This is a genomic window from Methyloligella solikamskensis (assembly GCF_042676065.1).
GTDB lineage: Bacteria > Pseudomonadota > Alphaproteobacteria > Rhizobiales > Methyloligellaceae > Methyloligella > Methyloligella solikamskensis.
On record NZ_JBHTJO010000001.1, the window covers coordinates 897,138 to 922,687 of the forward strand.

The 25,550-nt window shown below is 62.9% G+C and carries 26 protein-coding genes, 1 pseudogene and 1 riboswitch; of the genes and pseudogenes, 16 read left to right on the forward strand and 11 right to left on the reverse strand.

Going from position 1 to position 25,550, the window contains the following annotated elements; genetic code table 11:
* Positions 1-10: 10 nt before the first annotated feature.
* Genes cobW through ACFQ2F_RS04320 form a run of 3 tightly spaced genes read right to left on the reverse strand, consistent with a single transcriptional unit; the run spans position 11 to position 2,057 of the window.
* Positions 11-1,048, reverse strand: a complete 1,038-nt coding sequence (gene cobW, locus ACFQ2F_RS04310; protein ID WP_379086209.1) for a cobalamin biosynthesis protein CobW — start codon at positions 1,046-1,048, stop codon at positions 11-13.
* Positions 1,049-1,094: 46 nt separating this feature from the next.
* On the reverse strand, positions 1,095-1,853 hold the full coding sequence (locus ACFQ2F_RS04315) for a CbtA family protein (RefSeq protein ID WP_379086212.1): 759 nt from the start codon (positions 1,851-1,853) through the stop codon (positions 1,095-1,097).
* Between the two features lie 9 nt (positions 1,854-1,862).
* Positions 1,863-2,057 carry a CbtB domain-containing protein gene (locus ACFQ2F_RS04320; RefSeq protein WP_379086215.1) on the reverse strand — a complete coding sequence of 65 codons (195 nt, stop codon included), beginning with the start codon at positions 2,055-2,057 and terminating at the stop codon, positions 1,863-1,865.
* 31 nt (positions 2,058-2,088) lie between these two features.
* A riboswitch (cobalamin riboswitch) is annotated at positions 2,089-2,281 on the reverse strand.
* 37 nt (positions 2,282-2,318) lie between these two features.
* Between ACFQ2F_RS04320 and cobU the strand changes: the two genes are divergently transcribed.
* The 3 genes from cobU to ACFQ2F_RS04335 are packed head-to-tail and all read left to right on the forward strand — an operon-like array spanning position 2,319 to position 4,973.
* Positions 2,319-2,858, forward strand: a complete 540-nt coding sequence (cobU, locus tag ACFQ2F_RS04325; protein WP_379086218.1) for a bifunctional adenosylcobinamide kinase/adenosylcobinamide-phosphate guanylyltransferase — start codon at positions 2,319-2,321, stop codon at positions 2,856-2,858.
* Positions 2,858-3,469 (forward strand): cob(I)yrinic acid a,c-diamide adenosyltransferase, encoded by a 612-nt coding sequence (gene cobO / locus ACFQ2F_RS04330; protein WP_379086221.1) that lies wholly within the window; start codon positions 2,858-2,860, stop codon positions 3,467-3,469. Before cobU ends, cobO begins: the two co-directional genes overlap by 1 nt.
* 28 nt (positions 3,470-3,497) lie before the next feature.
* The gene (locus ACFQ2F_RS04335) at positions 3,498-4,973 is read left to right on the forward strand and encodes a cobyric acid synthase (protein WP_379086224.1); all 1,476 of its coding nucleotides are present in this window, start codon (positions 3,498-3,500) and stop codon (positions 4,971-4,973) included.
* On the opposite strand, the gene cbiB is transcribed toward ACFQ2F_RS04335, so the two are convergent.
* The gene (gene cbiB, locus ACFQ2F_RS04340) at positions 4,963-5,937 is read right to left on the reverse strand and encodes an adenosylcobinamide-phosphate synthase CbiB (RefSeq protein ID WP_379086227.1); all 975 of its coding nucleotides are present in this window, start codon (positions 5,935-5,937) and stop codon (positions 4,963-4,965) included. The genes ACFQ2F_RS04335 and cbiB overlap by 11 nt on opposite strands.
* A 39-nt stretch (positions 5,938-5,976) precedes the next feature.
* On the opposite strand from cbiB, the gene cobD reads away from it, so the two are divergent.
* From cobD to ACFQ2F_RS04370, 6 genes and pseudogenes are all read left to right on the forward strand, one after another.
* Positions 5,977-7,005, forward strand: a complete 1,029-nt coding sequence (gene cobD, locus ACFQ2F_RS04345) for a threonine-phosphate decarboxylase CobD (RefSeq protein WP_379086230.1) — start codon at positions 5,977-5,979, stop codon at positions 7,003-7,005.
* A gap of 54 nt (positions 7,006-7,059) precedes the next feature.
* Entirely contained in the window at positions 7,060-7,950 is an 891-nt protein-coding gene (locus ACFQ2F_RS04350) for a DUF1289 domain-containing protein (protein WP_379086233.1), read from the forward strand.
* Between the two features lie 50 nt (positions 7,951-8,000).
* Positions 8,001-8,756 (forward strand): precorrin-6A synthase (deacetylating), encoded by a 756-nt coding sequence (gene cobF / locus ACFQ2F_RS04355; protein ID WP_379086236.1) that lies wholly within the window; start codon positions 8,001-8,003, stop codon positions 8,754-8,756.
* 144 nt (positions 8,757-8,900) lie between these two features.
* Positions 8,901-9,758 carry an MBL fold metallo-hydrolase gene (locus tag ACFQ2F_RS04360; RefSeq protein WP_379086239.1) on the forward strand — a complete coding sequence of 286 codons (858 nt, stop codon included), beginning with the start codon at positions 8,901-8,903 and terminating at the stop codon, positions 9,756-9,758.
* A gap of 147 nt (positions 9,759-9,905) precedes the next feature.
* On the forward strand, positions 9,906-10,793 hold the full coding sequence (locus tag ACFQ2F_RS04365; protein WP_379086242.1) for a phosphotransferase: 888 nt from the start codon (positions 9,906-9,908) through the stop codon (positions 10,791-10,793).
* Between the two features lie 24 nt (positions 10,794-10,817).
* A pseudogene (locus tag ACFQ2F_RS04370) lies at positions 10,818-12,038 on the forward strand (FAD-dependent oxidoreductase); the annotation flags it as partial.
* Positions 12,039-12,062: 24 nt separating this feature from the next.
* On the opposite strand, the gene ACFQ2F_RS04375 reads toward ACFQ2F_RS04370, so the two are convergent.
* Together ACFQ2F_RS04375 and ACFQ2F_RS04380 are read right to left on the reverse strand one after the other, a co-directional pair.
* Positions 12,063-12,746: a cysteine hydrolase family protein gene (locus ACFQ2F_RS04375; protein ID WP_379086245.1), complete on the reverse strand. Its 684-nt coding sequence runs from the start codon at positions 12,744-12,746 to the stop codon at positions 12,063-12,065.
* 79 nt (positions 12,747-12,825) lie between these two features.
* A complete protein-coding gene (locus ACFQ2F_RS04380; RefSeq protein WP_379086248.1) occupies positions 12,826-13,419 on the reverse strand; it encodes a DUF1097 domain-containing protein in 594 nt (197 codons plus the stop codon).
* A gap of 105 nt (positions 13,420-13,524) precedes the next feature.
* On the opposite strand from ACFQ2F_RS04380, the gene ACFQ2F_RS04385 reads away from it, so the two are divergent.
* The 5 genes from ACFQ2F_RS04385 (at position 13,525) to ACFQ2F_RS04405 (ending at position 18,489) form a co-directional block, all read left to right on the forward strand.
* Positions 13,525-14,976, forward strand: coding sequence for a glutamine synthetase family protein (locus ACFQ2F_RS04385; protein WP_379086251.1), 1,452 nt, complete (start codon positions 13,525-13,527; stop codon positions 14,974-14,976).
* Positions 14,977-15,018: 42 nt separating this feature from the next.
* Positions 15,019-15,966 carry a carbon-nitrogen hydrolase family protein gene (locus tag ACFQ2F_RS04390; RefSeq protein ID WP_379086254.1) on the forward strand — a complete coding sequence of 316 codons (948 nt, stop codon included), beginning with the start codon at positions 15,019-15,021 and terminating at the stop codon, positions 15,964-15,966.
* Positions 15,967-15,981: 15 nt separating this feature from the next.
* A complete protein-coding gene (locus ACFQ2F_RS04395; protein WP_379086257.1) occupies positions 15,982-16,662 on the forward strand; it encodes a type 1 glutamine amidotransferase in 681 nt (226 codons plus the stop codon).
* Positions 16,649-17,272 carry a helix-turn-helix domain-containing protein gene (locus ACFQ2F_RS04400; protein ID WP_379086260.1) on the forward strand — a complete coding sequence of 208 codons (624 nt, stop codon included), beginning with the start codon at positions 16,649-16,651 and terminating at the stop codon, positions 17,270-17,272. Before ACFQ2F_RS04395 ends, ACFQ2F_RS04400 begins: the two co-directional genes overlap by 14 nt.
* Positions 17,273-17,382: 110 nt before the next feature.
* Positions 17,383-18,489 carry a linear amide C-N hydrolase gene (locus tag ACFQ2F_RS04405; RefSeq protein ID WP_379086263.1) on the forward strand — a complete coding sequence of 369 codons (1,107 nt, stop codon included), beginning with the start codon at positions 17,383-17,385 and terminating at the stop codon, positions 18,487-18,489.
* 57 nt (positions 18,490-18,546) lie between these two features.
* Here the strand turns inward: ACFQ2F_RS04405 and ACFQ2F_RS04410 are convergent, their stop codons facing one another.
* Positions 18,547-18,768 carry a hypothetical protein gene (locus tag ACFQ2F_RS04410; protein ID WP_379086266.1) on the reverse strand — a complete coding sequence of 74 codons (222 nt, stop codon included), beginning with the start codon at positions 18,766-18,768 and terminating at the stop codon, positions 18,547-18,549.
* 158 nt (positions 18,769-18,926) lie between these two features.
* Here ACFQ2F_RS04410 and ACFQ2F_RS04415 point away from each other — a divergent pair, with 158 nt between their 5' ends.
* Complete coding sequence (locus tag ACFQ2F_RS04415) at positions 18,927-19,724, forward strand: hypothetical protein (protein ID WP_379086269.1); 798 nt, start codon at positions 18,927-18,929, stop codon at positions 19,722-19,724.
* A gap of 11 nt (positions 19,725-19,735) precedes the next feature.
* Here the strand turns inward: ACFQ2F_RS04415 and ACFQ2F_RS04420 are convergent, their stop codons facing one another.
* The 4 genes from ACFQ2F_RS04420 to ACFQ2F_RS04435 form a co-directional block, all read right to left on the reverse strand.
* Positions 19,736-21,289: a GMC oxidoreductase gene (locus ACFQ2F_RS04420; RefSeq protein WP_379086272.1), complete on the reverse strand. Its 1,554-nt coding sequence runs from the start codon at positions 21,287-21,289 to the stop codon at positions 19,736-19,738.
* A gap of 105 nt (positions 21,290-21,394) precedes the next feature.
* Positions 21,395-22,162: an SDR family NAD(P)-dependent oxidoreductase gene (locus ACFQ2F_RS04425; RefSeq protein ID WP_379086275.1), complete on the reverse strand. Its 768-nt coding sequence runs from the start codon at positions 22,160-22,162 to the stop codon at positions 21,395-21,397.
* Between the two features lie 52 nt (positions 22,163-22,214).
* The gene (locus ACFQ2F_RS04430) at positions 22,215-23,270 is read right to left on the reverse strand and encodes an aldose epimerase family protein (protein WP_379086278.1); all 1,056 of its coding nucleotides are present in this window, start codon (positions 23,268-23,270) and stop codon (positions 22,215-22,217) included.
* Between the two features lie 130 nt (positions 23,271-23,400).
* The gene (locus ACFQ2F_RS04435) at positions 23,401-24,393 is read right to left on the reverse strand and encodes an SMP-30/gluconolactonase/LRE family protein (RefSeq protein ID WP_379086281.1); all 993 of its coding nucleotides are present in this window, start codon (positions 24,391-24,393) and stop codon (positions 23,401-23,403) included.
* Between the two features lie 209 nt (positions 24,394-24,602).
* On the opposite strand from ACFQ2F_RS04435, the gene cyoA reads away from it, so the two are divergent.
* A complete protein-coding gene (gene cyoA, locus ACFQ2F_RS04440) occupies positions 24,603-25,547 on the forward strand; it encodes a ubiquinol oxidase subunit II (protein ID WP_379086284.1) in 945 nt (314 codons plus the stop codon).
* Positions 25,548-25,550 lie beyond the last annotated feature (3 nt).

Below are 25,550 nucleotides of genomic sequence, written 5' to 3' on the forward strand. Positions count from 1 at the left end.
GCGGTGACGTCTACTCCCCGGCGATGGATCGTGTGATGGCGGCCTGGTCCAGCCCCTTCTGGCCGATCACGACGAGGCGGCCCTGGCGCGTCTCGTCCGGCCGCCAGGGACGGTCGAATTGCTGCTGGATGCGCGAGCCCACCCCCTGAACCAGGAGCCGCATGGGCTTGCCTTCGATGTCGAGGAAGCCTTTGACGCGCAGGATGTCATGGTCGCCGGTCGCGGCCTCGATGCGGGCGATCATCTCATCGGCCGTGGAGACCTGCGGCAGATCGAGCACGAAGGTTTCGAAATCGTCGTGGTCGTGCTCGCCCTCCGCGTCGTGATGGGAGGGGCGCGATGCGAGATCGGCTTCGGCTGCGGCGCCCAAGCCGAGCAGCACGCTGCCATCGATCCTGGCGCCTTCGGTCTCGACGATCTTCACTTCGCGGGGCACGGTCCGCCCGATCTCGTCAGCGACCGTCTTGCGCGCGGCTTCGTCCATCAGGTCGGTCTTGTTGAGGACGATGAGATCGGCGCAGAGGAGCTGGTCCTCGTAGACCTCCTCCAGCGGGTTCTCATGATCGATGGAGCTGTCCTCGCTGCGCTGTGCGGCGAGCGCTTCAGTGTCGTCGGCGAAGCGGCCGGCGGCCACGGCAGGCCCGTCCACCACGGCGATGACGCCATCGACGGTCACCCGCGAGGCGATAGCCGGCCAGTTGAAGGCCTGGACCAGCGGCTTGGGCAGTGCCAGGCCCGAGGTCTCGATGACGATATGCTCCGGCGGTTTCTCCATGGCGAGCAGACCTTCGAGCGCCGGTACGAAGTCGTCCGCCACTGTGCAGCAGATGCAGCCATTGGAGAGCTCTACGATGCTGTCTTCGGAGCAGCCTTCGATGCCGCAGCCTTCCAGGATATCCCGGTCGATACCGACATCGCCGAACTCATTGATCAGGATGGCGACGCGGCGGTTGCCCGCGGTCTCCAGCACATGACGGAGCAAGGTGGTCTTTCCGGCGCCGAGAAAGCCGGTGACGATGCTGCAGGGAATCTTGGCGAGGTCCGACATGAAAACTCCAAATCCGATCGTGTTGCGATCCGCCGCGTGGTGGATATCAGGCCGAAGCCGGGGCCAGCCTGCGCCACCAGAAACCGACGAAAAATCCGCTCAAAGCCCAGAGCGATGCATGGACGGCGAGAGATGCCCCGGTGAATTGGGCGGCGAGATGCGCGGGCACGGCGCTTTCCGCATGGCCTTCGAGATGGGGTGCGCCCCAGATATGCGGGGCCAGCAAGACCAGGACGCCGAGGGCCTTCGCCCAACCATGCTCGGAGCGGAGAATCAGCCAGAGCGCCGCGGCCGTGCAGAGTGCGGTGGCGAGCCACCAGGCCTGACGGCTGACCAGATCGGCCGCGGGCATGCCGGGCAGTTCGGGCGAGAGCCCCAAGGAGGGGGAGAGCCCCGTGGCCACGAAGCCCGCTGCCGCCCACCCAATGGCGGTGGTCTCGGTGATCCGGTCGCCGGCAAGCAACATCCCCGCGAGCAGGACAAGGGCGAAGCCGATGGCCGTGCCGACATTGGCGATGCTGGTGAAGACGGTGCGCTCCAGCCCGTCCTCGGGCATCCACATCCCGGCGTCTTCCGCCGAATGGATTTCGATGAGGGCCGCGCCGTTTGCTGCGGTCTTGAGCACCGCGTGCTGCAAGAGAGCAGACGCAGCCGTCAGGCTCTGGGCATGATCATGCCCATGCCCGCCTTCGAAGCTCTCAGCCTCAAGAATGAGCGGGGTAGTGGTGAAGGCCTGCAGGACAGCAATGGCAAGCCCCGCCAGGAGGCCGGCCAGCAGCCCCGCCGCAAGAACGCGCGAGATCATGCTTAGCCCCTAGTGGCAGGGAAAGCCGAGTGCGTGGCGCGTGTCGTGTGCAGCGTTGTGGAGGGCGCTGGGGTGTGCGAACCCGGTCGTGAAGACCAGGGAAAGCCCCAGGGCCAATGCCAGGCCGGCCGCTGCGAGAACGCCGGAGCGTTCCGAAGTCAGCGTGCCTCTATTGGCGATGGAATTATCGAGATGCGTATTCAAGACTGCCTCCTGGCCACCCCTCCGGGGCCGTTCGAGTGATATATGGACGGCAGGTCTCCTGGCTCTCGGGTCTTCGTCTCGGCCACCTTCCCGGGTTTCCCCAGTGGTCATACGGCCGATAACTCACCGATTACAGTTGCGGGGGCAGCTGCGGAATTTGCCGAAGGGCAGCACCGCATTCCCTTTCAATCCCCTTGCGGGGAACCGTGCCAAACTTGATAAGGGGTCGCTTCCGTCGCCGTCAATGGAATTTGCTGCCGAATGCAGAACCCTTTGCCACACCGGTTGAGCCTCGTGCTGGGTGGCGCGCGCTCCGGCAAGAGCCGCTACGCGGAGAGCTTGTTCACGGAAGCCCCGGGCCCGTGGATCTATCTGGCCACGGCGGAGGCGCGCGATGACGAGATGGCGGAGCGGGTGCGCGAGCACCGCGCGCGGCGCGGTTCTGAATGGCGAATGATCGAGGCGCCGCTCGATCTCGCGACCGCTATGAGCGAGGCCGGAGAGACGCCGGTCCTCATCGATTGCCTCACCCTCTGGCTCACCAATGTCATGCTTGCCGAGACCGATCTCGACGTGGAGATCGCGCGGCTTCTTCAGGCGCTCGAAGAGACGCCGGGGCCGGTCGTGGCAGTCTCGAACGAGGTGGGGTTGGGCATCGTGCCGGACACGCCGCTTGGCCGGCGGTTCCGGGATGCACAAGGGAGACTCAACCAGCAGGTGGCGGCAATCGCCGATCGTGTTGTGCTAATGACGGCGGGGATTCCCCTGACCGTGAAGCCGCAATACGCCGGAGGCCGATGATGAGCGATGCGTCCCAAGACACCGAGCGCCATAAGCATAAAATGGCCAATCGCAAGGCGGTTCAGGATGCCGAGGTGGCGGAAAAGACCATCGAGAAGGGCCTGCTCATCGTGAACACGGGCAAGGGCAAGGGGAAGTCCACGGCCGCCTTCGGTCTGCTTCTCCGGGGGCTTGGTCGGGGCTTGCGAATCGGTGTCGTCCAGTTCGGCAAGGGCGCCTGGGATACGGGTGAGAAGACGGCCATCGAGGCGTTCGGCGACCAGGTCGTGTGGCATACGCTGGGCGAGGGCTTTACCTGGGAGACCCAGGATCGTGAGCGGGATGTGGCCGCGGCGGAGCGTGCCTGGGGGAAGGCCCAGGAGCTCATGGCCGATCCATCGATCCGCATGCTGATTCTCGATGAGCTCAACATTTCGCTGCGCTACGGCCATCTCGATATCGAAGAGGTCGTTGCCGACCTCAAGGCGCGGCGGGGCGATCTCCACATCGTGGTTACGGGGCGCAACGCCAAGCCGGAGTTGATCGAGGCGGCGGATCTCGTGACCGAGATGACGCCGGTGAAGCATCATTTCGATGCCGGCGTGAAGGCCCAGAAGGGCATCGAATTCTGATGGCTGCCATGGTTGCGGATTTGCGCTCATGAAGACCATCATGTTTCAGGGCACGGGCTCCGATGTCGGCAAGTCACTGCTCGTGGCCGGCTTCGCCCGGGCCTTCAGGAGACGCGGCCTGAAGGTCGCGCCCTTCAAGCCCCAGAACATGTCGAACAACGCCGCGGTCACCGCCGACGGTGGTGAGATCGGCCGGGCCCAGGCGCTCCAGGCGCGGGCCGCGGGGTTGCCGTTGAGCGTCCATATGAACCCGGTGCTCCTGAAGCCCCAGAGCGATATCGGTGCTCAGGTCGTGGTGCAGGGCAGGGTGATGGGCAATGCCAAGGCGCGCGCTTATCAGACCCTCAAGCCGAAACTGCTGGCGGCCGTGCTGGACAGTTTTGGGCGGCTCGGGGCAGAGGCCGATCTTGTCCTCGTCGAAGGGGCGGGGTCCCCGGCGGAGGTGAACCTCCGGGCTAACGATATCGCCAATATGGGGTTCGCGCGCGCTGCCGATGTGCCGGTCATTCTGATTGGCGATATCGACCGGGGCGGGGTGATCGCGAGCCTCGTGGGCACGAAGACAGTGATCGCGCCTGAAGACGCTTCGCAGATCGTCGGCTTCGTCGTGAACAAGTTTCGGGGCGATCCGACCCTTTTCGCCGATGGCATGACGCGCATCGCCGAGCTCACCGGTTGGCGGGCGCTCGGGCTCATCCCTTATCTGCACGCCGCACAGCGGTTGCCGGAGGAAGATGCGCTCGGGGTGAAGGCGCGGCCTGCCGGGGCGAAGGGCGAGAAGGTGCGCATTGCCGTGCTCGCCTATCCGAGAATCTCCAATTTCGACGATTTCGATCCGCTGGCCCAGGAGCCCGGTGTCGAGCTCCTTTACCTAAATCCGGGGACGCCGCTCCCCGGCGATGCGGATCTGGTCATCCTGCCGGGATCGAAGGCGACCATCGCCGACCTGAAGGCGCTGCGGGAGACGGGATGGGATGTTGACCTTGCCGCTCATCTGCGCCGCGGCGGTCAGGTGCTGGGCATCTGTGGCGGCTATCAGATGCTGGGCAAGAAGATCTCAGATCCGGAAGGCATCGAGGGCGAGCCGGGCAGCATCAAGGGGCTCGGCCTTCTCGATGTGAAGACGCGGCTTACGGGCGAGAAGCTGCTGCACGATGTGAGCGGCAAGGCTTTTGCGTCAGGCCTGCCGTTCAAGGGCTACGAGATGCATGTGGGCCGGACGGGCGGTCCGGACTGCGCGCGGCCCATGCTTCTCTTTGCCGACGGTCGGGAGGACGGCGCTTCGAATCCCGCAGGCAATGTGCAGGGGTGCCATGTCCATGGGCTGTTCACCGACGATGCCCAGCGGGGCGCCTGGCTGGAGCGGCTCGGGCCCGGGCCGTCGGGGCAGAGCTACGATCAGGAGATCGAGGACGCCTTGGAGGCGCTGGCCGATCATCTGGAGAACCACGTCGATTGCGATGCGCTTCTGGACCTGGCGCGGGAGCCGCGCCTCAAAGGCTGAAGACGAGCAACGCCAGCACAGCCACCGCGCCGGCCTGGAGCAGTGCGGCGATGCGAAACAGCCGCAGCGCCTGCCGGATATCTGAGGCATTGGCGTCCGCGCGCCCATCACCCATCCAACGATCGTCCACCACCGTGCCGCCATAGATGCGCGGGCCGTTGAGCTTGAGCCCAAGCGCGCCGGCCATGGCCGCTTCCGGCCAGCCGGCATTGGGCGAGCGGTGGTGGCGGGCATCGCGGCGGATTGTTCGCAGGGCGCCAGCGCTGTCGCCGGACGGAAGCAATGAAGCGGCGGCAGCGAGGGAAAGCGCGGAAATCCGCGAGGCCGGAAGGTTCACCAGGTCGTCGAGCTTGGCGGACGCCCAGCCGAAGGCTTCGTAGCGGTCGTTCCGGTGGCCGATCATGCTGTCGGCCGTGTTGATGGTCTTGTAGAGGGCCGCGCCCGGCAGACCACCGATGACCATCCAGAATGTCGGGGCCGTGATCCCGTCGGAGAAATTCTCCGCCAGGCTTTCGATGGCCGCCCGCGCAATGGCCGATTGGTCCAGGCTTTGCGGATCCCGCCCGACGATCTGGGAGATCGCGGTCCGGGCGTCCTCCAGGGATCCGCTCTCGAGCGCGGACGCGACGGCGGCGACGTGATCGTCGAGGCTTCTCTGGGCGATGAGGCTGCTCGCGGCGAGCCCCAGCAGCACGAGTGCGATGGGATTTGGGAGGAGCCAATAGAGGCCGAACGTCACCGCGAGGCTTGCATCGAATGCCAGGCAGAGACAGAGGAGCAGGGTCACGATCCCGGCCGAGCGCCGCGCATCCGCGCTTCGGCCTTCCCCGTTCCAGCGCCGGTCGCACCATGTTATGAGCCGCCCGATCCAGCTCACCGGATGGCCGACTCTCGCGAACAGCCAGGCCGGATAGCCGAGGCCGGCATCGAGTGCGAGGGCAATCAGGGTGAGGGGTGCGAACATGGATGGGCCGGCAGCGGTCGAGGTCGAGCAGGAGGTAGCATGACGACGAGCCCGCCGGAACCGGGACTGCATGAAGGGGAGTTCCATGGCGGCGATCTCGATGCCGCGCGCCGCCGTTTTCCGAATGCGCCGGCGCCGTGGATCGATCTTTCCACGGGCATCAACCCGCACGCCTATCCCGTACCCGATCTCGATACGTCGCTCTGGGGTCGCCTGCCGCAAGCCTCCGACGAGCGCGCCTTGGCCGAGGCCGCCTGCAAGCGTTACGGCGCTGCGCGTCCAGATATGCTTGTCGCCGCGCCCGGAACACAAACGTTGATCCAGCTTCTGCCGCGGCTCTTGCCGCAGGGCGATGTGGCCGTCCTCAGCCCGACCTATAGCGAGCACGCCCGGGCCTGGCGCCGGGAAGGCCATACGGTGCGAGAGGTAAGTGATCTCGACGAGATCGGGACGGCGAAGGCTCTCGTGATCGTGAATCCCAACAATCCCACGGGGCGAGTCTTGCCCGTCGAGCGCTTGCGCGCGCTGGCGGCGGATCTCGAAGCGCGGGACGGGGTTCTGGTGGTGGACGAAGCTTTCATCGATGCCATGGAGGGCTCGGCAAGTTTGGTCCCGCAGCTTCCCCCTTCGGCCATCGTGCTTCGCTCTTTCGGCAAGATGTATGGCCTGCCAGGTTTGAGGCTGGGGTTCGCGGTCGCGAGGCCTGAGATTGCTGCGCGGCTTCGGGACAACCTCGGTCCTTGGGCAGTTCCGGTGCCGGCGCTGCAAGTGGGCGCGGCCGCATTGAATGACGATGCGTGGCTCCAAAGGACGCGCGTGACCCTGGAGGAGAGTGGTGACCGGCTGGAACGCCTGCTTAAAGGCTGCGGCTGCGAGATCGTCGGCCGCACGCCGCTGTTTTGCCTGATCGCACACGACGATGCGGGCACTCTCGCCCTGGCGTTGGGTGAGGCGGGCCTCTATGTGAGGCAGTTCCCGGAACACCCGCGCTGGCTTCGTTTCGGCCTGCCGGGAGAGGAGGCCGCCTGGGGCCGGCTCGAAAAGGTACTTCGCCCCCAGGGTCAATAGCGAACCCGGCAGCCATCGGTTACAGCCGCGCCAAGATCGTGTAGAGAGCCGCCCATGAGTGTCACCCAAGACGTGTTGCGCCTATCGCCCTGCATCGGGGTCTGCAAGCTGGACGAACGCACTGGCTATTGCCTCGGCTGTGGCCGGACAGGCGATGAGATCGGTGCCTGGGGCGGGCTCGATCCCGCGAGCCAGGATGAGATCTGGGCAGAGCTGCCGGCCCGACTCGAAGCGCTTTCGGTTCGAATCAGGCTGCTTTCCCTCATGGGCGAAGGGTTCGCCGATTGGGTGGCCGAAACGATCCGCGAAGGCCAGGGCACCTGGGTTACAGGCGTGCCCGGGGCGGTCGCGGAGTTTCCCTGCCACGACCGGGACGCTGAAGTCGTGCGCGAGGGCGAGACGGTCATCGCCACGGTGCCGAAAGCGCGGTTTCGTCTACACCTCCACGAAAAGCTGCGGGCCTTCGCCTTCGATGGGGATGGTCCGGTCGTTTTGGGTCTGCCGAAGCGCCGCGCAGTCTTGCCGCTGGCTGAGAGCTTCACGTCCCTTGGTGCGGACGAGGCGGCCATTGCGCCGGAGAACCGTAGTGAGGAGCTGTTCGATTTCGGTCTCGGCCGTCCGGCCCATCGATTCTGCATGCGGACCGGCGATGCGGCCTTTGCCGAGACCCTCAAGAAATACGAAGGCCGGAGCTGGGCGGATGTGATGGCGGCGCTCGGAGCGGAGATCATCGAGAAGAGCCCGACGCGGGTGGTCGAGTCGGCGCTCGCCCGGATCGAGGTTTCTTCGCAGATTCCGCCGCCGGGCGGGCAGTCGCCTTCGGGTCCGCACACCCATCTTCTGCCGAGTTTCCTGGCCGCGGGCGAGGACGCTCCGGAGGGTCTGAAGATCCCGGAATATGCATCGCCTGTCGCGATCTTCTATCCCGGTAGCCCGCCGGCGTGAGCCTTTGATCAGCCTGCTTGCCGGGCACCGAGAAAGGGAGCGCCGAAGGCGTGAAGAGGATCCTCGTTATCGGCATCGGCACCGGGAATCCGGAGCATATGACCGTCCAGGCCATTGCTGCATTGAAGCAGGCGGATGCCGTCTTCGTCCTCGACAAGGGCAGCGAGAAATCCGATCTCACGGATCTCCGGAAGGCCATCGTCGCCCGCTTCACGGAAGGTGATGGCCCGCGATGGGTCGAGGCGGAAAGCCCGAAGCGGGATAGTGCCGCCCCTTATGAGGCGGGCGTCGACGATTGGCATGGTGCGAAGGCGCGAGCGTTTGCACGAATGATCCGGGACGAGATGAAGGAAGGGGAGACGGCCGCCCTCCTCGTCTGGGGCGATCCTTCTCTCTACGACAGCACCTTGCGCATCCTGGAGCGCATCGCCCGCGACGAGGGGATCGCCTTCGAGCACGAGGTGATCCCCGGGATCAGCAGCCTTCATGCTCTCGCTGCGGCCCACAAGATCCCTTTGAACGAGATCGGCGAGCCGGTGCTGATCACCACGGGGCGCAAGCTCGCAGAGCGTTTTCCCGACACCCAGACGATCGTCGTGATGCTCGATGGCGGCGCCGGGCTCGATGCGCTCGAAGGCCGGGACGCGGAGATCTGGTGGGGGGCTTATCTCGGAAGCGAGGACGAGGTGCTGGCCGCCGGTCCCGTCAGGCACGTCCTTCCTGAGATCAAGCGCATCCGCGCCGAGATGCGGGACGCCAAGGGATGGATCATGGATATCTATCTGATCCGACAGAAGCGCAGCTAGCCGGTTGTCGGGTCTGCCAAGGCCGCTGCGACGACGGCGATCTTCTATTCCGCCCCGGCGATGGCTTAGGCTTGCTCAGCCCGTCGCAGGATTGCCGAGAGGGAATAGACCATTGGAAGGAAGAGACCGAACTCGGGACGCTCCATGACCGAGCACTTGCGCATCCTCGAGCCCTACCCGGGCATCTTCGCCTATTACGACGGGCGGGTGCCCGGTAAGCGGCTCCATTCCGACGAGCCGAACTGGCTGGACGACGGGGCCTTCAAGCTCGGCATTGCGTCTTATTCGATTATCAGCGGCGAAGAGGCGCTGATCTACGACACCCATATCTCCCTCGACCACGCCCGCGCGGTGCGGCGGCATGTGGAGGCGCAAGGTGCGAAGACGCTGACGGTCGTGCTCAGCCATTTTCACGATGATCATGTCGCGGGGAACGAGGTCTTCGCCGATTGCGAGATTATCGCCAACGAGGAAACGGCGCGGCTGCTCGAGGCCGAGCGGGCGAACTTCGCGCAAGCCAAGCCGCCCATCGATCCGCTGGTCATGCCGAATCGGCTCTTCGTCAGCGATCTGTCTTTGACGATCGGCGACGTTCCGGTGGAGCTCCGGCGTTTCGAGATCCACAGCGCCGATGCGACCGTGATGTGGCTGCCGGAGCGGAAGCTTCTGTTCGCAGGCGATACGCTGGAGGACACGGCCACCTATGTCGCCGATCCGGACAGGCTGAAGACCCATCTGATCGAGCTGGACCGGCTGGCGGAGTATCCGGCCGTCAAGATCCTTCCCTGCCATGGCGATGCGGACCGCATCGCGGCAGGAGGCTACGATCCCTCCTTCATCGATGCGACCCGCAGCTATATCTCGAAGCTCTTGGCGCTTCCGGCCGATGCCAAGCCGCGGCTCGCTGACCTGATGGCCGACGAGATCGCCAACGGGAGTTTGATCTATCTGCCGGAATACGAAGAGGTTCATGCGGAGAACCTCGCGGCGCTGCGCGGGTGATGTCTGCGCTCGGTTGAGCGAAGTCAGTTCCGGTCTGCGGCAGATTGAGCTTAGACCTTGCGCAGGCGCATCAGATCGGGAACGATTTGAGCGGGCCGGCTTGTTGGCCAACGCAGGGGACTGGAAGCAGGGAATGCGCTTCGAGGGATGACGAGTAGCCGCGGCGAAATTGAAGCGCGTATTGCCGCCCTGGACTATTGGGACGGCGCGGTCGAGATGGAGCCGCTCGGCGGCGGCATCACCAATCACAACTTTCTCGTCAGCTGCAATGGACGCCGCTATGTCGCGCGGATCGGTGACGATATCCCCGAGCATCTGGTGCTGCGCTCCAACGAGCTGGCGGCGAGCCGGGCGGCCGCGGATGCGGGGCTTTCGCCCGCTGTGCTCCATGCCGAGCCTGGCATCCTGGTCCTGGATTATATCGATGCGCCGCCGCTTTCGCCGGAGCAGGTACGTGAGCCTGAGATGGTTGCGCGGATCCTGCCGCTGATCCGCAAATGCCATCGCGAGGTTCCGAACCATTTGCGCGGTCCCGTGGTGATGTTTTGGGTCTTCCATGTGATGCGGGACTACACGAGCCGCCTTCTGGAGGAGGGGAGCCGTCACGCGGCGCGCCTCACCGAACTCAAGCGCCAGGCGGCGGTCCTTGAGGAGGCGGTAGGGCCCATCGAGGTCGTGTTCGGCCACAACGACCTTCTGGCGGCGAACTTCCTGGATGCTGGCGACCGGCTCTGGCTGATCGACTGGGACTATGCGGGATTCAACTCGCCGCTCTTCGATCTGGGCGGGGTTGCCTCCAACAACGAGTTCACCGAAGCGGCCGAGCGCGACATGCTTGAGAGCTATTTCGAGACGCCGCTGACAGATGCGCTGTGGCGCCGTTACGCGGCGATGAAATGCGCCTCGCTCCTGCGCGAGACGGAATGGTCGATGATCTCCGAGATCCATTCCGAGGTCGAATTCGATTACGCCGCTTACACGGCTGAAAATCTCGCCCGCTACGAGCGGGCCTTCGCCGATTTCAAAACGCTTTGAACTTTCTGACCCTGTGAGGATCGTATGAGTGATCTGCCTTCGAGCGCCAAGGTCGTCGTCATTGGCGGCGGAATCATCGGCTGCTCCACCGCTTACCATCTGGCCAAGGCCGGCTGCGACGAGGTCGTGCTGCTGGAGCGGCACAAGCTCACCTCAGGCAGCACGTTTCATGCGGCGGGTCTCGTGGGGCAGCTTCGGTCTGATGCGAACATCACGGAGCTGCTCACCTATTCGGTGAAGCTCTATGGCGAGCTGGAAGCGGAGACAGGTCTTGGCACGGGCTGGAAGGGCAACGGCGGCTTGCGCCTCGCCTGCAAGGAGAAGCGCCTGGAGCAGCTGAAAGAGCAGACCAAGACGGCGCAGTCCTTCGGCCTGCCCATGGAGATGCTGACGCCGGAGGAGGCCAAGGAGCTTTGGCCGCTGATGGATATCTCCGATGTGATCGGCGCGGCCTTCCTGCCGACCGACGGTCAGGCGAACCCGTCAGACGTCACCCAGGCCCTGGCGAAGGGCGCGCGCCAAGCGGGCGCGAAGATCAAGGAAGACGTCGGCGTGACCGGCTTTGAGATCGAGGACGGCAAGGTGACCGGCGTCGTCACCGATCAGGGCACGATCAAATGCGAAAAGGTGGTGAACTGCGCCGGGCAGTGGGCGCGGGAGCTTGGCGCCATGGCGGGCGTGAACGTGCCGCTCTATTCCGTGCAGCACCAATACATGATCACCGAAGCGATCGACGGGGTGACGTCTAACCTTCCCACTCTGCGCGATCCGGACCGGCTGACCTACTACAAGGAAGAGGTGGGCGGCCTGGTGATGGGCGGCTACGAGCTGAACCCGATTCCCTGGGCGGAAGACGGTATCCCGAAAGGCTTCCACTTCACCCTGCTCGATTCCGACTGGGATCATTTCGAGCAGCTCATGGAGCTGGCGCTGCCGCGTGTCCCAGCGCTGGAGACGGCCGGCATCAAGGAGCTGGTGAACGGGCCGGAGAGCTTCACGCCGGACGGCAACTACATCCTCGGCGAAGCGCCCGAGTGCAAGAACTTCTTCGTCGGCGCCGGCTTCAATGCGTTCGGCATCGCAGCGGGCGGCGGGGCCGGCATGGCGCTGGCCCATTGGGTGATGAACGGCGAGCCCCATGCCGATCTCGGGCCTGTCGATATCCGCCGCTTCGGCGAGGAGTACCGCGATATCGAGAAGGTGAAGGCTGAGACGCTGGATGCTTACGCGCATCACTATGCGATGGACTGATCTGCCGGCGGGCGCAGCCTACGGCAGGTAGGAGACCAGCTCGTCCTTCGACATGACGGCGCAGTAGATCATGTTCATGATCTCGATCTCCTGCATGTGGAGCTCATCCGTTCCGGCCGCGCAGGCGTCCTCCACCACGATCACGTCGAAGCTTTCATCCGCCAAGCTGCGTACGGTGGAGGAGACGCATTGGTCGGTGAAGACGCCCACGCAGACCACGTGTTTGATGCCCATGTTGTGCAGGATCAAACGCAAGTTCGTGCCGGTCAGTGCGCTGTCGGTGGTCTTGGTCACGACGATCTCGTGTTCGCCAGGCGCGATCTCCTCGATGATCTGAGAGTCGAACTCGTTCTTCGGCAGAAGCAGGTTGTTCCAGCCGGGTTTCTTCTGACTCAAGGACCGGTCGCGCCCGTCTGGAAGCTGGCAGGCGATGCGGGCGTGGAGCACCGCCATGTTGCGGTCGCGGAACTCCGAGATGAGAGAGGCGATGGCCGGCGTGACGATCTCGTCCATGCGCTTGTGGAACGGCTCCCAGCCTTCTGGGATCTCGGGCTCGCCAGGCTCTCCCGGGGCTTTGCGGTGCAGGTAGGTGTTCTGCACATCGATGACGAGGAGAGCCGTGTCCTCGCGGGTCAGCACCGGATCTTCGGGCTCGGGCGCGCCTTCGTAATAGAAGCTGCGATAGTCGGTCTTCCAGTTCATGTGGGTCCCTATTGCTGATCTGGCTTCGCCGCCCCGCGAACCTGGAGGGGTGGGCGCGGGGCAGCGAAGGAGTCTCGCCTTAGCTCGCCGGTTCTTCGGCGGCAAACAGGGTCGAGAGCTTGGCAGAAGCCGTTGCGAAGAGCGTGCCAATAAACATCGACACTGTCACCACGACGAGCGCGTTGGAGAAACTCGGCGACAGCATCGCCTTGTAGGTGAAGGCGTCCGGCGTCTGGCCGAGATAGGCGAAGGTCGTCGCATATCCCAGCGTCACGGCCGGGACGGAAGAGAAGAGCGGGATTTTCGAGGCCATAATGTAGAGCACGACGCTGATGAGCACGAGGCCGCCGGCCCAGATCGGCGTGGCCAGCCCGGCAAAGGGGTTGGCCAAAATCAGCAGCCCCACCAGCCATGCGACGAAAACGCCGAAGGTGTTGGAGCCGATATTGAGCTTGATGGCTGCGTTATCTCCACCGACCGCGAAGTAAGAGGCCCAAGCAACGAAGGCCGCCCAGATAAGAAGGGTGCCCACTTGGAGAAAGAGCGCAGTTGCGATGCCGCCGAGGATTCCGACGCCCAACGCTGTTGCCAATGGCTGTTTCATAGTTTTTCCCTGACGTGATAAAAAGCCTCTCGGAGCCATCATCGTTCGAAATTTCTCGTTCAGTGTCAATTTTTATTCTTGACGATAAAAATATGGTGTGGAGTTAAATGAAGTAAGTTCGCCGCTCTCACGGCGGTTCGAGCTCCCGTCAATGAAGAAACTCAGAGGAAGACTATGGGACTGAACGGTGACTCTTATATCGAGCGGCATGGGCTATGGACCGATGACCAACACAAGCGCGCCGAGGAGATTTGCGAACAGATAGAGCGCGACGGACTCAAAACGGTCCGGCTGGGTTGGGGCGACCAGCACGGCATCGTGCGGGGCAAGACGATCAGCGCCGCGCAATTCATGGACTCCCTGAAAAGCGGTAAGGATTTCCAGCTCGTCACGGCGATCTTCGACACCACGAACCATCCGATCGTGCCGCCGTTCGGCGCTTCGAACGATCTCAACATCCCGGAGATGATCGGTCTTCCTGACGGTATCCTGGTTCCCGATCCTTTCACCTTCCGGGTGCTGCCCTGGGTGAAGGATACGGCCTGGTGCCTGAGCGACGCCTATTTCGCCAGCGGCAATCCTTGCCCCCTCTCGACCCGCCAATTGCTGCGTTCGCAGGTGGAGAAGCTTGCGGCGATGGATTTCGGGATGAAGGTCGGGCTTGAGTTCGAGTTCTACGTGTTCCGGATGCTCGATCCGATGCTCTCCCCGGAGGACAGCGGCTATCCGCCCACCCCGCCGGAGGTGGAGATGATCTCCCACGGCTATCAGTATCTCACCGAGAACCGGGGCGACGAGGTCGAGGGGATCATGTCGTATCTGCAGGAAAGCCTGGAGCAGGTTGGGCTGCCTATCTCGACCATCGAAGACGAGTGGGGGCCGGGGCAATGCGAGGTGACATTCGATCCGCTGCCGCCAGTGGAAGCGGCCGATGCGGCGCTGCTATTTCGCTCCGCCGTCAAGCAGCTCTGCCGCCGTCAAGGCTTCCATGCGAGCTTCATGGCACGTCCCAAGGTGCCCAACGTGTTCCCCAGCGGCTGGCATATGCACCAATCGCTGACCAACCTATCGGACGGCTCCAACGCCTTTATGGCGGAGTCCGGCGACGATCCGCTTTCGGACGTTGGCATGCAGTATCTCGGTGGTCTGCTGGCGCATGCCTCGGGCACGTCGGTCCTCACCACGCCGACCATCAACGGCTACAAACGTCAGATGCCCGATAGCTTCGCACCGTCAAAGGCAGCCTGGGCGCGGGAGAACCGCGGCGCCATGTTGCGGGTCATCGGACGGCCTGGCGATCCGGCCTCGCGCATCGAGAACCGCATCGGCGAGCCAACCGCCAATCCTTATCTCTATATCGCATCGCAGATCATCGCGGGGCGTTCGGGGATCGAGACAAAGGCCGATCCGGGCGAGCCGGCGATCGCCGCCTATCTATCGGACCGTCCCGATCTGCCGTCCAATCTGATCAAGGCGGTGGAAGGCTTCAAGGCGAGCGAGACCATGAAGGCGGAGCTCGGCGAGACGTTCCACAACTACTACGTCATGCTGAAGGAGTTCGAGATCAACCGCTTCATGTCCGAAGTCACCGATTGGGAGCAGAATGAATATTTCGAGATGTACTGAGCTAATGCCGAGCGTGCTGACCGCCGGGATCGGACTCCTATCATGCGAATAGGGGCGGCTCAGCTTCGGCCGCGCTGGCTCGACAAGGCTGGCACGGTGCGGAAGGTCATCGAGGCGATAGGACAGGCGGCTGCGCAAGATGTGCAGTTGCTTGCCTTCCCCGAAGCCTTCTTGAGCGGCTATCCCTTCTGGCTGTGCCGGACAAATGCAGCGGCCTTCGACGAGCCCTTGCAGAAGCAGGCCTACGCCCAGTTTCTCGATGCTGCGGTCGAGGTACCCTCTGCGGAGATTGCCCAGATCGTCGAGACGTGCCGGGATCACAAGGTCTCGATCTTTCTCGGCGCCAACGAACGGGGCAGCCAGATCGGCCGCGGCTCGATCTATTGCGCGATGATCGCGATCGATGCGGAGAGCGGGGTCCGGGGCGTGCACCGAAAGCTGGTTCCGACCTTCGATGAGCGTCTTTGCTGGTCACCGGGCGACGGCAACGGGATGAAGGCGCATGCGTTCGATGGCGTCCGCGTCGGTGCGCTGAATTGCTGGGAAAACTGGATGCCGTTTCCGCGCTTCGCGATGTATGCCAGCGGCGAGGACGTTCATATTGCGGCCTGGCCCGGCAACGCCGCCGTGGCGGGCGTCGCGCCGCAATTCATCGCGCGCGAAGGCCGCGTCTATGTCGTGAGTGTGATGGGTCTCCTTTCGCTTGCCGATATTCCGGACGATTTCGCATTGAAGCCGGAGCTTGCTGCGCAAGATGAGACGGACTTCTTCACCGGCGGGACGGTTATCGTCGCTCCGACTGGAGAGCTGATTGCCGAAGCAGCGAGCGGGGAGGAGACCATCGTCACGGCCGAGATCGATCTGGCGGCGGTCCGTGGAGAGCGGCAGAACTTCGATGTATCGGGACATTACAACCGCCCGGACGTTTTCGATTTCTCCGTGTCGAGACGCCGTCCGGGTCCGGTGGATCAGGCTGACGACGAGAACTGAGTTTTAGGGAGCGGAATGAAAACACTGGTGCTGCAGAACTCCGAGTTGGCCGGGCTCGGGATCTTTCAGGAGATGATGGAAACCACCCATGCGCTTTCGGTGGATACGGTCGATGCGCAAACCGTGCCCTTCGCGGAGATCAATAGCGACCAATACGATCTCGTGGTGACGCTCGGCGCGCCGGAGGGCGTCTATCAGAAGGAGCATGGCTGGATCGCGGAACAGCGAGATTTCGTCCGCAAGCTGCTGGACGAGGGCAAGCCGCTGATCGGCATCTGCTTCGGCGGTCAGATCATTGCTTCCGCACTGGGGTCGGATGTGCGGCCCATGACACGCGGACTGACCCGGGGGTGGATCGAGAACGATGTGGCGGTGGACGAGACCTGGAAGGGACCGTGGTACCGTTGGCACAAGGACATGTTCGACTTTCCCAAGGGTGCCACGGTGCTTGCTGCGGATACCGACATCCCGCAGGCGTTCCAGTACGGCAATGCGGTCGGTCTGCAGTTCCACCCCGAGGTCGACGAGGGGATCATCGAATCCTGGGTCAAAAGTCAATCTGGCGATATCGAGTCGCTGGACGAAGAGGGTGCGCTGTTTCTGGCGGACTCGAAGGCAGGGGTGGGTCACGCAAGAGAGAGGACCGAAGCCTTGCTGGACAACCTGTTGAAGAGGGTGCTGCGTGGCAGAGGATAGCAATTCAAACGGGGCCCAGGAGCCGGAGGAGCGGATGATCGGTCAGGAGATCAAGCGCCGCCGCCAGGCCAAGGGGTGGACGCTGGACGATCTCAGTCAGCGCAGCGGTGTCTCTATCGCGGCGATCTCAAAGATCGAGAAAGGCCAGTCCAACCCGTCTTTCGACACCATCCTCCGCATCACCCGGCCGCTGCAGGTCAATTTCGTGGAGATGATGGAGGGACCGGCGACGACCGCACCGACGGCGCGGCTGATCTCCACGCTCGCCGGAGAAGCCGAACTCCACCAGACCGATCACTACGATTACGAAGTGCATTCGGCTTCCCTGAAGCACAAGGTGATGGTGCCGCTGAAGATGCGGATCCACGGCCGCACCCCCCCGCCGCGCGAAGAATGGAGCATCCACGACGGGGAAGAATTCATCTACGTGCTGAAGGGCGTGCTGGTGTTCCACACCGAGCATTACGCGCCGCTCACTCTCAAGGAAGGCGAGAGCTGCTACCTCGACAGCACGATGCCCCATGCCTTTGCGAGCGGTACGGACGGCCCCGCCGAAGTGCTGTCGATTTGTCTTTCGATCCAGCCTTTCGAGAGCAAACGCGGGGGCTGAAGTCCTTGATACGTGACGTCCGGCAAACGGTTTCTTGAAGGTTCTCTGGTTTGGGTGGCGGTCATATTCGCTGCCGCCGCAGCAGGACTAAGACTTCAGGGAGCGCTCATATGTGCACATCGCTCAACTACACGGACGCCACTGGCAAATGCTATTTCGGGCGCACGCTGGAGATGACCGTCGACCTGCCGTATCAGGCGGCTCATTTCCCGGTGGGCGCGTCCTTCACGTCGGAGATGGAGGGGCATCCCGCGCTGACCTACGAGGCGAAGCACGGATTCCTGGCCATCACCATGCCGGACCGGGTGCCGACGGCAGACGCGCCGATCGGTCTTGCCGATCTCAAGGCATTGGAGGGGCTCAACGATCAGGGGCTGACCTTCAGTCTGCTCTCCTATCCCAATGCCAGCGGCGCGCAGCAAGCGGTCGACGTCACCCGCGCGGTGCTTTCGGCGTCGGATCTCGGAAGCTGGGCGCTTGCGCAGTTCGCCAGTGTGGCGGAGGTGAAAGCCGCGTTAGGGGAGCAGCCCGTGATGCTGCAAGCGCTTGCGATCCTGGGCGGTATCGAGTCGCCGTTCCATTATGTGGTGCACGACGCCTCCGGCGCGTCCGTCGTGATCGAGTTCAATCGGGGACAAATGTCGGTGCACGACAATCCGGTGGGCGTGATGACCAACGGGCCGGAATTCACCTGGCATCTGACCAATCTCGACAACTACACCTTCCTGAGCAATGTCGATCAGTCCGCCGCGACGTTCGGAAGCTATCAGGCGACGCAGCCGGATTCCGGGATCGCGACGGCAGGGCTGCCCGCATCGAATACTTCTGTGGGCCGCTTCGTGCGAGCGGTCTACTACGCGCAGTTCGCCGAGAAGGTGTCGGACCCCGATCAGGCCGTTCAGACGCTTGCCCATGTGATGAACAATTTTGACCGGCCGCGGGGTATCACCATCGATTATCCGCGAGACGGCGGCGGGCAGCTCGAGGTCGCCGGCCTCGATCAGGGGAGCGGCGAGGCGTATGCCACGGAGTTCACCTGCTGGACGAATTTGTCGGATTTAACCCGCAAGCTGTTCTTCGTCCGCGACTATCATGGGATGAACTACACGAAGTTCGATCTCACGACGCTTGCTGCGCTGAAGCAGCCGAAAGTGGTGCCGCTGGCGAAGCTCTCGGCGCTTCCCGATGACGCGACCGAGGCGTTGCTCGCTGCTTAGGTCCTACGCGCCTGGCATTCGGTTTTTTGCCGGCCGGATCGCGTCTCCGAGCCCAGCTCACTCTGCGCTCGGGCTCTGACGGTGCTTCTTCTTGAAGAGCCGACGTCGGTCCTGATCCTCATCCTCTGGTGGATGCCATTTGCCGTTCTGATAGTAGCCGTCGTCGAGGTCGGTGCCGTCGTCATCCATTCCCATGGCGAAGCTCTGGGACGGGTGGATGGCCAGGCAACCGGCGGCCAGGAGCAGGGCGAAGACAATGGTGCGAGTGTGGGCTGACATGGCTGCGTCTCCTTCAGCTTCAGGATAGCCAATGCGCGAGGCTATTCTCGGTTCTTGGCGCTGGCGTGTCGTTTCCGCCTATTCGAGCGCGTCGGCGATACTTGCACGCCGAGGTCACGGGGCCGAGATGACAGTTCCAGTCGGGTTGGAGTTTTAAGATGAATGGCAGTGACGAACGTACTGTGGAGTGGTTTGAGAATACGCGGAGGCGATGTATCGATCACCTGCGGGCGCTACTTTCCATAAGGATCGCGCAGGATTCTATCAGATCGATTCGTGGGGATTGGGAAGAGCGCAATATCGTAACGCAAGCGGCTCTTCACTCAGCCTGTGTGATTGCCTACAGCCGACCTTTTGTAGGCGCGAGATCCAAAGCCGGGAATCTCTTCTACGGGATCAGCAAACTACGGAAGGCCGAAGGCTTCGATGTTGATCTCCACCGGCACCTGTTGGAGCTTAGAAACAAAATCATTGCCCACAGTGACTACGATATTTTTCCGTCAACGATGTTCACCGAAACAGTCGGTGATGAGAAGTTGCCGGTACAGCTCGGCATCAATGTAAAAGCTATGATGGGGATAGAAGATAGGACGCTTGCCACACGTTATGAAAGCCATATTGGCGCATGTGCTCTCGCTATCGAGAGCGAATTGAATTCGGATTGTGGTGAGCTAGTGGCTGCTATTTTGGAGCATCCGGAGACATTCGCGGAAACCCACAATATAGCAGAGCACAGCAGAGAATTGCCGAGCGCAGAAGAGTTTGCGGACCTACCTCCACCGGAAGGACCAGCGGCGCAGGTGGAGAATCCGCCTTTTGAAGAAGGGCTAGCCGGCTATCGTTACTCAGCCTTACGGCATCAGGTTCCTCTCCTGAAGAGCGGGAAATACAAGATAACCGTTGATGGCAAAGAAGCTGAGATAGAGTTTTCTATTGGTCGGGATAGCCAGGATTAGGTCCTTCGACCCTACCCCATCCGCTCCATGAGGTGATCGCCGACGCGCATGGCGTTGGCGATGGCCGTCAGGGACGGGTTCACCGCGCCGATGGAGCAGAAGAAGCTGGTGTCGACGACGTAGAGATTGTCCAGCTCGTGGGCCTTGTTGTTGGTATCGAGCACGGAGGATTTCGGATCGGTGCCGAAACGGCAGGTGCCCGCCTGGTGGGCGCAGCCGGCGATGGGGATGTCGGTCTTCATATAATAGTGGTGCGGGATCAGGTGATCCGGATGCATGCCGATGGAGCCGAGCATGGATTTCAGCTTGTCGTAGAGCTTCTGGCGCGGGACCTGATTGTTGGGCGTGTAGCTCAGGGTCATCTTGCCCTCTCTGTCGACAGTCACGCGGTTGTCCGGGTCGGGCAGGTCTTCGGTGGTGAGCCAGAAATCCACCGCATGCATGGCGATGTCCTGAAGCCCCTGCAGGGGGAGCGGTGCGGTGAGGATGGGTGACTGGGCGCGATACATCGGGCCTTGGGACTTGCCCATCATCTGGATGTTGCCGACGGGATATTCGAAGCCTTCCATGCCGAAATAGAAGTCGTTTAGGGCGAGGGTCTTCTGGAACATGGTCGGGTTGGGCTGGAGCGAGAAGGCCAAGACCGCCTGGCTGTTGTGATACATGTAGTTGCGGCCGACCTGGTCGGAGCCGTTGGCGAGACCGTTGGGGTGCGCATCGTTGGCCGACATCAAGAGCAATTTCGCGCTGTTGGCCGCGCCGCAGGACACCACCACGATATCGCTCTTGAAGGTCTGGGGCTCGCCGTCGACCTCCGCGTGGATCGTGGTCACGGTCTTGCCTGACGCGTCGGTCTCCAGCTTCGAGACATGGGCGTTGCGCTGAAGGGTGACGTTATCAAACTCCACGGCGGGCCGCACGGCGCAGACTTCGGCATCGGACTTCGCGTGCACCAGACAGGGATAACCATCACAGGTCCTGCAGCGGATGCAGTTGCTGTAGGCCATGTTGGCCTCGTTCAGCTGGATCGCGCAGGGCGCGGGGAACGGCTTGTAACCGGCCTTCTGCATGTCTTCGAAGATCTGCTCGATGCGCGGCTCTGACGAGACGGGCGGGTAGGGGTAGGGCCCGCTCGCCGGCGGCTCGGTCGGGTCGGTGCCGCGCTCCCCATGGACGAAATACATGGCCTCGGCTTTGCCGTAATAAGGCTCCAGCTCCCCATACTGGATCGGCCAGGCGGGCGAGATGCCGTCGTAATGCTGCACCTCCTGGAAGTCACGCTCGCGCAGGCGATAGAGTGCCGCGCCGTACATCTTGGTGGCGCCGCCGACGAAGTAATGCACTTGGGGCTGGAAGGCTTTGCCGTCCCGGTCGTACCAGGTGTCTTCGGTGATGTAGCGGTTGTCCTCGAACACCACGGCCGGGTCCCAGTTGCCGGCCTCCCGGGGGAGCCAGTCGCCCCGTTCCAGGATCAGGATGCTCTTGCCCGACGGGGCGAGGTGGCGGGCGAGCGTACCGCCGCCGGCGCCCGATCCGATGATGATGACGTCGTAGTGCTTTGCCATGATGCGTCCCAGTTCCGATCCCAACCGTGCGATGCGGGATAGCGATTAGTCTATTTGGCGCATGACCTTGCCCGAAAACCGGTGCCCACTTTTCGGGATCATGCGCTAAAGCCCGACGCTGCCCTGCATGATGCCGCCATCGGCGAAGATCGTCGTGGCGGTGAGATAGGTGGCGCCGTCGCCGGCGAGGAAGGCGACGACATTGGCGATCTCTTCCGGCTTGGCCATGCGGCCCAGCGGAATCGCGGCGTCGAGCTTCTTGAGCAGTTCGGGATTGTCCATGGTCGAGGTGTTGATCGGGGTCTCCACCGCGCCCGGGCCGACGCCGACCACCTGGATGCCGTGGGGCCCGAGCTCCACGCCAGCGGTGCGGGTCAGCATGCGCATGCCGCCTTTGGCCACGCAGTAGGCCGTGTTGCCGGGCATGGGCCAATCCTCATGCACCGAGGTGATATTGATGACGCGGCCGCCGCCGCCCTGCTTGATCATCTGATTGGCGGCGAGCTGGGTGCCGAAGAAGGCGCTCTTCATGTCGATCTCCATCACCTTCTCGTACTGGTCCTCGGTGGTATCGAGGATAGAGGTGCGGGTCTCGACGCCGGCATTGTTGACCATGATGTCGAGGCGTCCGTACTTCTCCACCGCCGTGTCGACGAGCTTCTGGAGATCGGCGATCTTGCTGACGTCGGCCTCGACACCTGTGGCCTGCTCGCCGTAGCTGACGATCTCCTTCTCGAGCTCTTCGGTGGCCTGCTCGTTCGCGACCCAGTCGATGACGACGCTGGCGCCCTGGCGGGCAAGCGCGCAGACGATGGCCTTGCCGATACCGCTATTGCCGCCGGTGACGATGGCGACCTTCTTCTCCAATGACATCCCAATATCTCCTATCGGCTCTAATCTCTTGATGGGGCTTCGCTGGGCCGCATCAGGCGGTGGCGAAGCGATACTCCGTGCGACTTGCGAAGTTCTGACCGGGCCGCAGGACCGTCGACGGGAAGTCCGGCCGGTTCGGCGAATCCGGAAAATGCTGGGTCTCGAAACAGACGGCTGTGCGGGGGCCGTATGCCGCGCCGCCTGGGGCTTTCAGGGACCCGTCGAGATGATTGCCCGAATAGAGCTGCAGCCCAGGCTGTGTCGTGTGGACTTCCAGCACGCGGCCGGATCTCGGATCGAAGCAGCGCGCTGCGAATTGCGGCGTCCGGCGCGGTGTGTCGGCGAGAACGAAATTGTGGTCGTAGCCAGAAGCGTATTTCAGCTGCGGATCGTCGTCATCGATGCATGCGCCGATTGTGTGCGGGGTGCGGAAGTCGAAGGGCGTGCCCGCGACGTCGCGCAGCTCGCCGGTCGGGATCTCGTCCGCGTCGATGGGTGTGAAGCGGTCGGCGGCGATCGTCACCTCGTGATCGAGAACGTCACCACTGCCGGGGCCGGACAGATTGAAATAGGTGTGGTTGATGAGGTTGAGCACGGTCGGCCGGTCCGTCTCGGCGCGGAAGTCGATGGCAAGCGTGTCGCCGCCGGTCACCGTGTAGGTCACCTCGGTCCGGAGCGTGCCGGGGAAGCCCTGGTCGCCGTCGGGGCTGACATGGCGGAGGGTCAGGCGCGGTTCCGGCGCATCCTTCCATTCGACCACTTGCCAGACGCACCTGTTGAAACCGACGCGCCCGCCGTGGAGGCAGTCGCCATTGTCGTTGTCGGAGAGGTGGTATTCGGTGCCGTCCAATGTGAAGGCCGCGCCGCCAATGCGATTGGCGTAGCGGCCGACCAATGCACAGAGATAGGCCTCCTGCGCCACGTAGTCGGAAAGCGAAGCAAGGTTCAGCACGACGTTGCCGTCGACGCCGTCGCGGTCCGGCACGTCCAGCCCCACGATGGTGCCGCCATAGGTGATGACATGGGCGACGAGGCCGGGCGCTCTCCCCAAGGAGAACAGTTCGACCGGCGTGCCGTCCGGCATGGTCCCGTAGCTTCGCGCAAGCATCCCAGCCTCTCGTTGCGCCGTCGCTTTTGTTTTTCAGGCGCGGTGTTCGCCGCTCCTCATCTCACGCACCACCAAGCACAGTAATCTTTAGATTGAGTCACCACCGCCGTTACAGCTTGCACGTTCAAGGTCACATGACGATGGCGCCGCGACTCCTGAGCTTCGCCTGCCAGATCAGCTTATCGCAGCAGATGAAAAGGGTGTCGTTGTCCGGTCCGCCGAAGGTGAAATTGGCGACGCCGGGCGCCGCGATCTCGCCGATCAGATCGCCGTCTGGCGTAAACACCTGCACGCCGGTGCCAGACGATGTGTAGACGCGGCCTTCAGTGTCGAGCTTGATGCCGTCGGGCACGCCGGGGCTCACCACGGCGAAGAGGCGTTCGTTCTGGAGATAGCGCCCGTCCTTCACATCATAGGCCTTCACGTGATGGGGCAGGCCGGGAAAGTAGGTGCCCGGCTCCTGATTGGCGCCGGTATCGGTGATGTAGAGGACGCTCTCATCGGTCGAGAAGGCGAGGCCATTGGGCTTGTTGAAGCTATCGGCGACCACCGCCGTCTCGCCTGTCTTCGGATCGTGGCGATAGACGTATGCGCCGACCTCCGGCTTTCCCTTGAAGCCCTGGATCTCGCCGTAATTCGGATCGGTGAACCAGATTGTGCGATCGCTCTTCACCACCACGTCGTTGGGCGAGTTGAAGCGCAGGCCACGCCATTCATCGACCACCGTATCGATCTTGCCGGTCTCCATATCCATGCGGCTTATGCGGGCCGGCGTTTCGCCATGGCCCTGCTCGCAGATGACGAGATTGCCGTCCCGGTCCAGGGTCATGCCGTTCGCCATGTTGGAGGGAAACTGGATGGTGGTGAGCTTGCCGGGGCTGAACGGAAATTCCTCGCCCTCCAGCTTCAGCCGCTTGATGGCGATTTTCTTTGGGGTCTTCTTCGGCCCCTCCTCGGGAACGGTAGTGAAATAGAGCGCGTGCTCTTTGGCGATATAGACCGGACCTTCGTGGGCATTGGTCTCGATCAGAAGGTCGCGCCGGAAATCCTTGCCGATAACGTCTTGGAATTCGTCACGAAAGGCGATCGTCGCTTCCGGGGCCGAGGATGAAGATTCAGTCACGCTTCTGAGCCTCACGAAGGGTGTAATCGGAAGAAGCAGGAGATGGATCGCTTCGACTCATCTCATGATTCTCGTCTCATTACCGCATCGGGCGTTCGAAGATTATAAACGCTGTTCCGCTACACACTCGCGCAACGAAAAAGAATCACGCTACACCTTGTAGCTGAATGCGAGCGCCAAACTGCTCACTCGAACCGCTAGGCTTGATCGTGCGAACGCTAGCCCATCGACTGCCGACCCTAGCCGTCGTCTTGAGCGTGGCTCTGCTGTGCGGCGGCTGCGGCATGTTCTCGAGCCCGGACCTGAATCCGAAAGGTCCGATCTCGATGACCGAGCGCCAGCTTCTGTTCGACGCCTTCTTCATCATGATGATCGTGATCGTGCCGGTCTTTGTCATGGCCGCGCTGTTCATCTGGCGCTATCGCGGCACCAACCGCAAAGCGCGCTACGACCCCGGCTTCGTCTATTACTGGCCTGTCGAGGTTCTGGTCTGGGGCGCGCCGGCGGCGATCATCATTTGGCTCGGCTTCCATCTGTGGGACACGACCCACAAGCTCGACCCCTATGATCCGATCGACAAGGGCGTGGAGCCTCTTGAGGTCCAGGTGGTGGCCCAGGACTGGAAGTGGCTCTTCATCTATCCGGAGCAGAATATCGCGGTGGTGAATGAGCTCGTCTTCCCGACGGGCAAGCCGCTGTCTCTTAAGATCACCTCCGACACGGTGATGAACTCCTTCGTCATTCCGGCCCTGGGCGGGCAGATCTACGCCATGGCGGGGATGCAGACGAAGCTGCACCTGCTGGCCGACGAGAACGGCGAGTATTGGGGCCGAAACGTGCAGTACTCGGGCTACGGCTTCGCGGACCAGCAGTTCCACGCGATCTCGGTGTCGGATGAGGATTTCGAGAAGTGGGTCCAGAAGGCGAAGGATGCCGGCAAGACGCTGGATAAGTCGACCTACGAGGCGCTTGCCAAGCCCAGCTCGAAAGTGCCGGTGACCTATTATTCGGGCGTCACGCCGGGGCTCTTCGACTCGATCATCTACAAATACACCAAGGGCAACGCCCACGGTTACGCCATGCAGTGCACGACGCCGGAGCTTGCCCGGGCTTCCCAAGTGCCTGGCGGCGAGACCGGCAGCAGGGCCGAATAGGAG

Excerpts from the sequence above, each read along its gene's own strand:
- ACFQ2F_RS04365 (WP_379086242.1), top strand. The coding sequence starts at position 9,906 with ATGACGAGTAGCCGCGGCGAAATTGAAGCGCGTATTGCCGCCCTGGAC.
- ACFQ2F_RS04315 (WP_379086212.1), bottom strand. The coding sequence starts at position 1,853 with ATGATCTCGCGCGTTCTTGCGGCGGGGCTGCTGGCCGGCCTCCTGGCG.
- ACFQ2F_RS04385 (WP_379086251.1), top strand. The coding sequence starts at position 13,525 with ATGGGACTGAACGGTGACTCTTATATCGAGCGGCATGGGCTATGGACC.
- ACFQ2F_RS04410 (WP_379086266.1), bottom strand. The coding sequence starts at position 18,768 with ATGTCAGCCCACACTCGCACCATTGTCTTCGCCCTGCTCCTGGCCGCC.
- cobD (WP_379086230.1), top strand. The coding sequence starts at position 5,977 with ATGACGACGAGCCCGCCGGAACCGGGACTGCATGAAGGGGAGTTCCAT.
- ACFQ2F_RS04405 (WP_379086263.1), top strand. The coding sequence starts at position 17,383 with ATGTGCACATCGCTCAACTACACGGACGCCACTGGCAAATGCTATTTC.
- ACFQ2F_RS04430 (WP_379086278.1), bottom strand. The coding sequence starts at position 23,270 with ATGCTTGCGCGAAGCTACGGGACCATGCCGGACGGCACGCCGGTCGAA.
- cbiB (WP_379086227.1), bottom strand. The coding sequence starts at position 5,937 with ATGTTCGCACCCCTCACCCTGATTGCCCTCGCACTCGATGCCGGCCTC.
- cobW (WP_379086209.1), bottom strand. The coding sequence starts at position 1,048 with ATGTCGGACCTCGCCAAGATTCCCTGCAGCATCGTCACCGGCTTTCTC.
- ACFQ2F_RS04335 (WP_379086224.1), top strand. The coding sequence starts at position 3,498 with ATGAAGACCATCATGTTTCAGGGCACGGGCTCCGATGTCGGCAAGTCA.
- ACFQ2F_RS04390 (WP_379086254.1), top strand. The coding sequence starts at position 15,019 with ATGCGAATAGGGGCGGCTCAGCTTCGGCCGCGCTGGCTCGACAAGGCT.
- ACFQ2F_RS04420 (WP_379086272.1), bottom strand. The coding sequence starts at position 21,289 with ATGGCAAAGCACTACGACGTCATCATCATCGGATCGGGCGCCGGCGGC.
- ACFQ2F_RS04375 (WP_379086245.1), bottom strand. The coding sequence starts at position 12,746 with ATGAACTGGAAGACCGACTATCGCAGCTTCTATTACGAAGGCGCGCCC.
- ACFQ2F_RS04415 (WP_379086269.1), top strand. The coding sequence starts at position 18,927 with ATGAATGGCAGTGACGAACGTACTGTGGAGTGGTTTGAGAATACGCGG.
- cobU (WP_379086218.1), top strand. The coding sequence starts at position 2,319 with ATGCAGAACCCTTTGCCACACCGGTTGAGCCTCGTGCTGGGTGGCGCG.
- ACFQ2F_RS04360 (WP_379086239.1), top strand. The coding sequence starts at position 8,901 with ATGACCGAGCACTTGCGCATCCTCGAGCCCTACCCGGGCATCTTCGCC.
- cobO (WP_379086221.1), top strand. The coding sequence starts at position 2,858 with ATGAGCGATGCGTCCCAAGACACCGAGCGCCATAAGCATAAAATGGCC.
- ACFQ2F_RS04425 (WP_379086275.1), bottom strand. The coding sequence starts at position 22,162 with ATGTCATTGGAGAAGAAGGTCGCCATCGTCACCGGCGGCAATAGCGGT.
- ACFQ2F_RS04395 (WP_379086257.1), top strand. The coding sequence starts at position 15,982 with ATGAAAACACTGGTGCTGCAGAACTCCGAGTTGGCCGGGCTCGGGATC.
- ACFQ2F_RS04350 (WP_379086233.1), top strand. The coding sequence starts at position 7,060 with ATGAGTGTCACCCAAGACGTGTTGCGCCTATCGCCCTGCATCGGGGTC.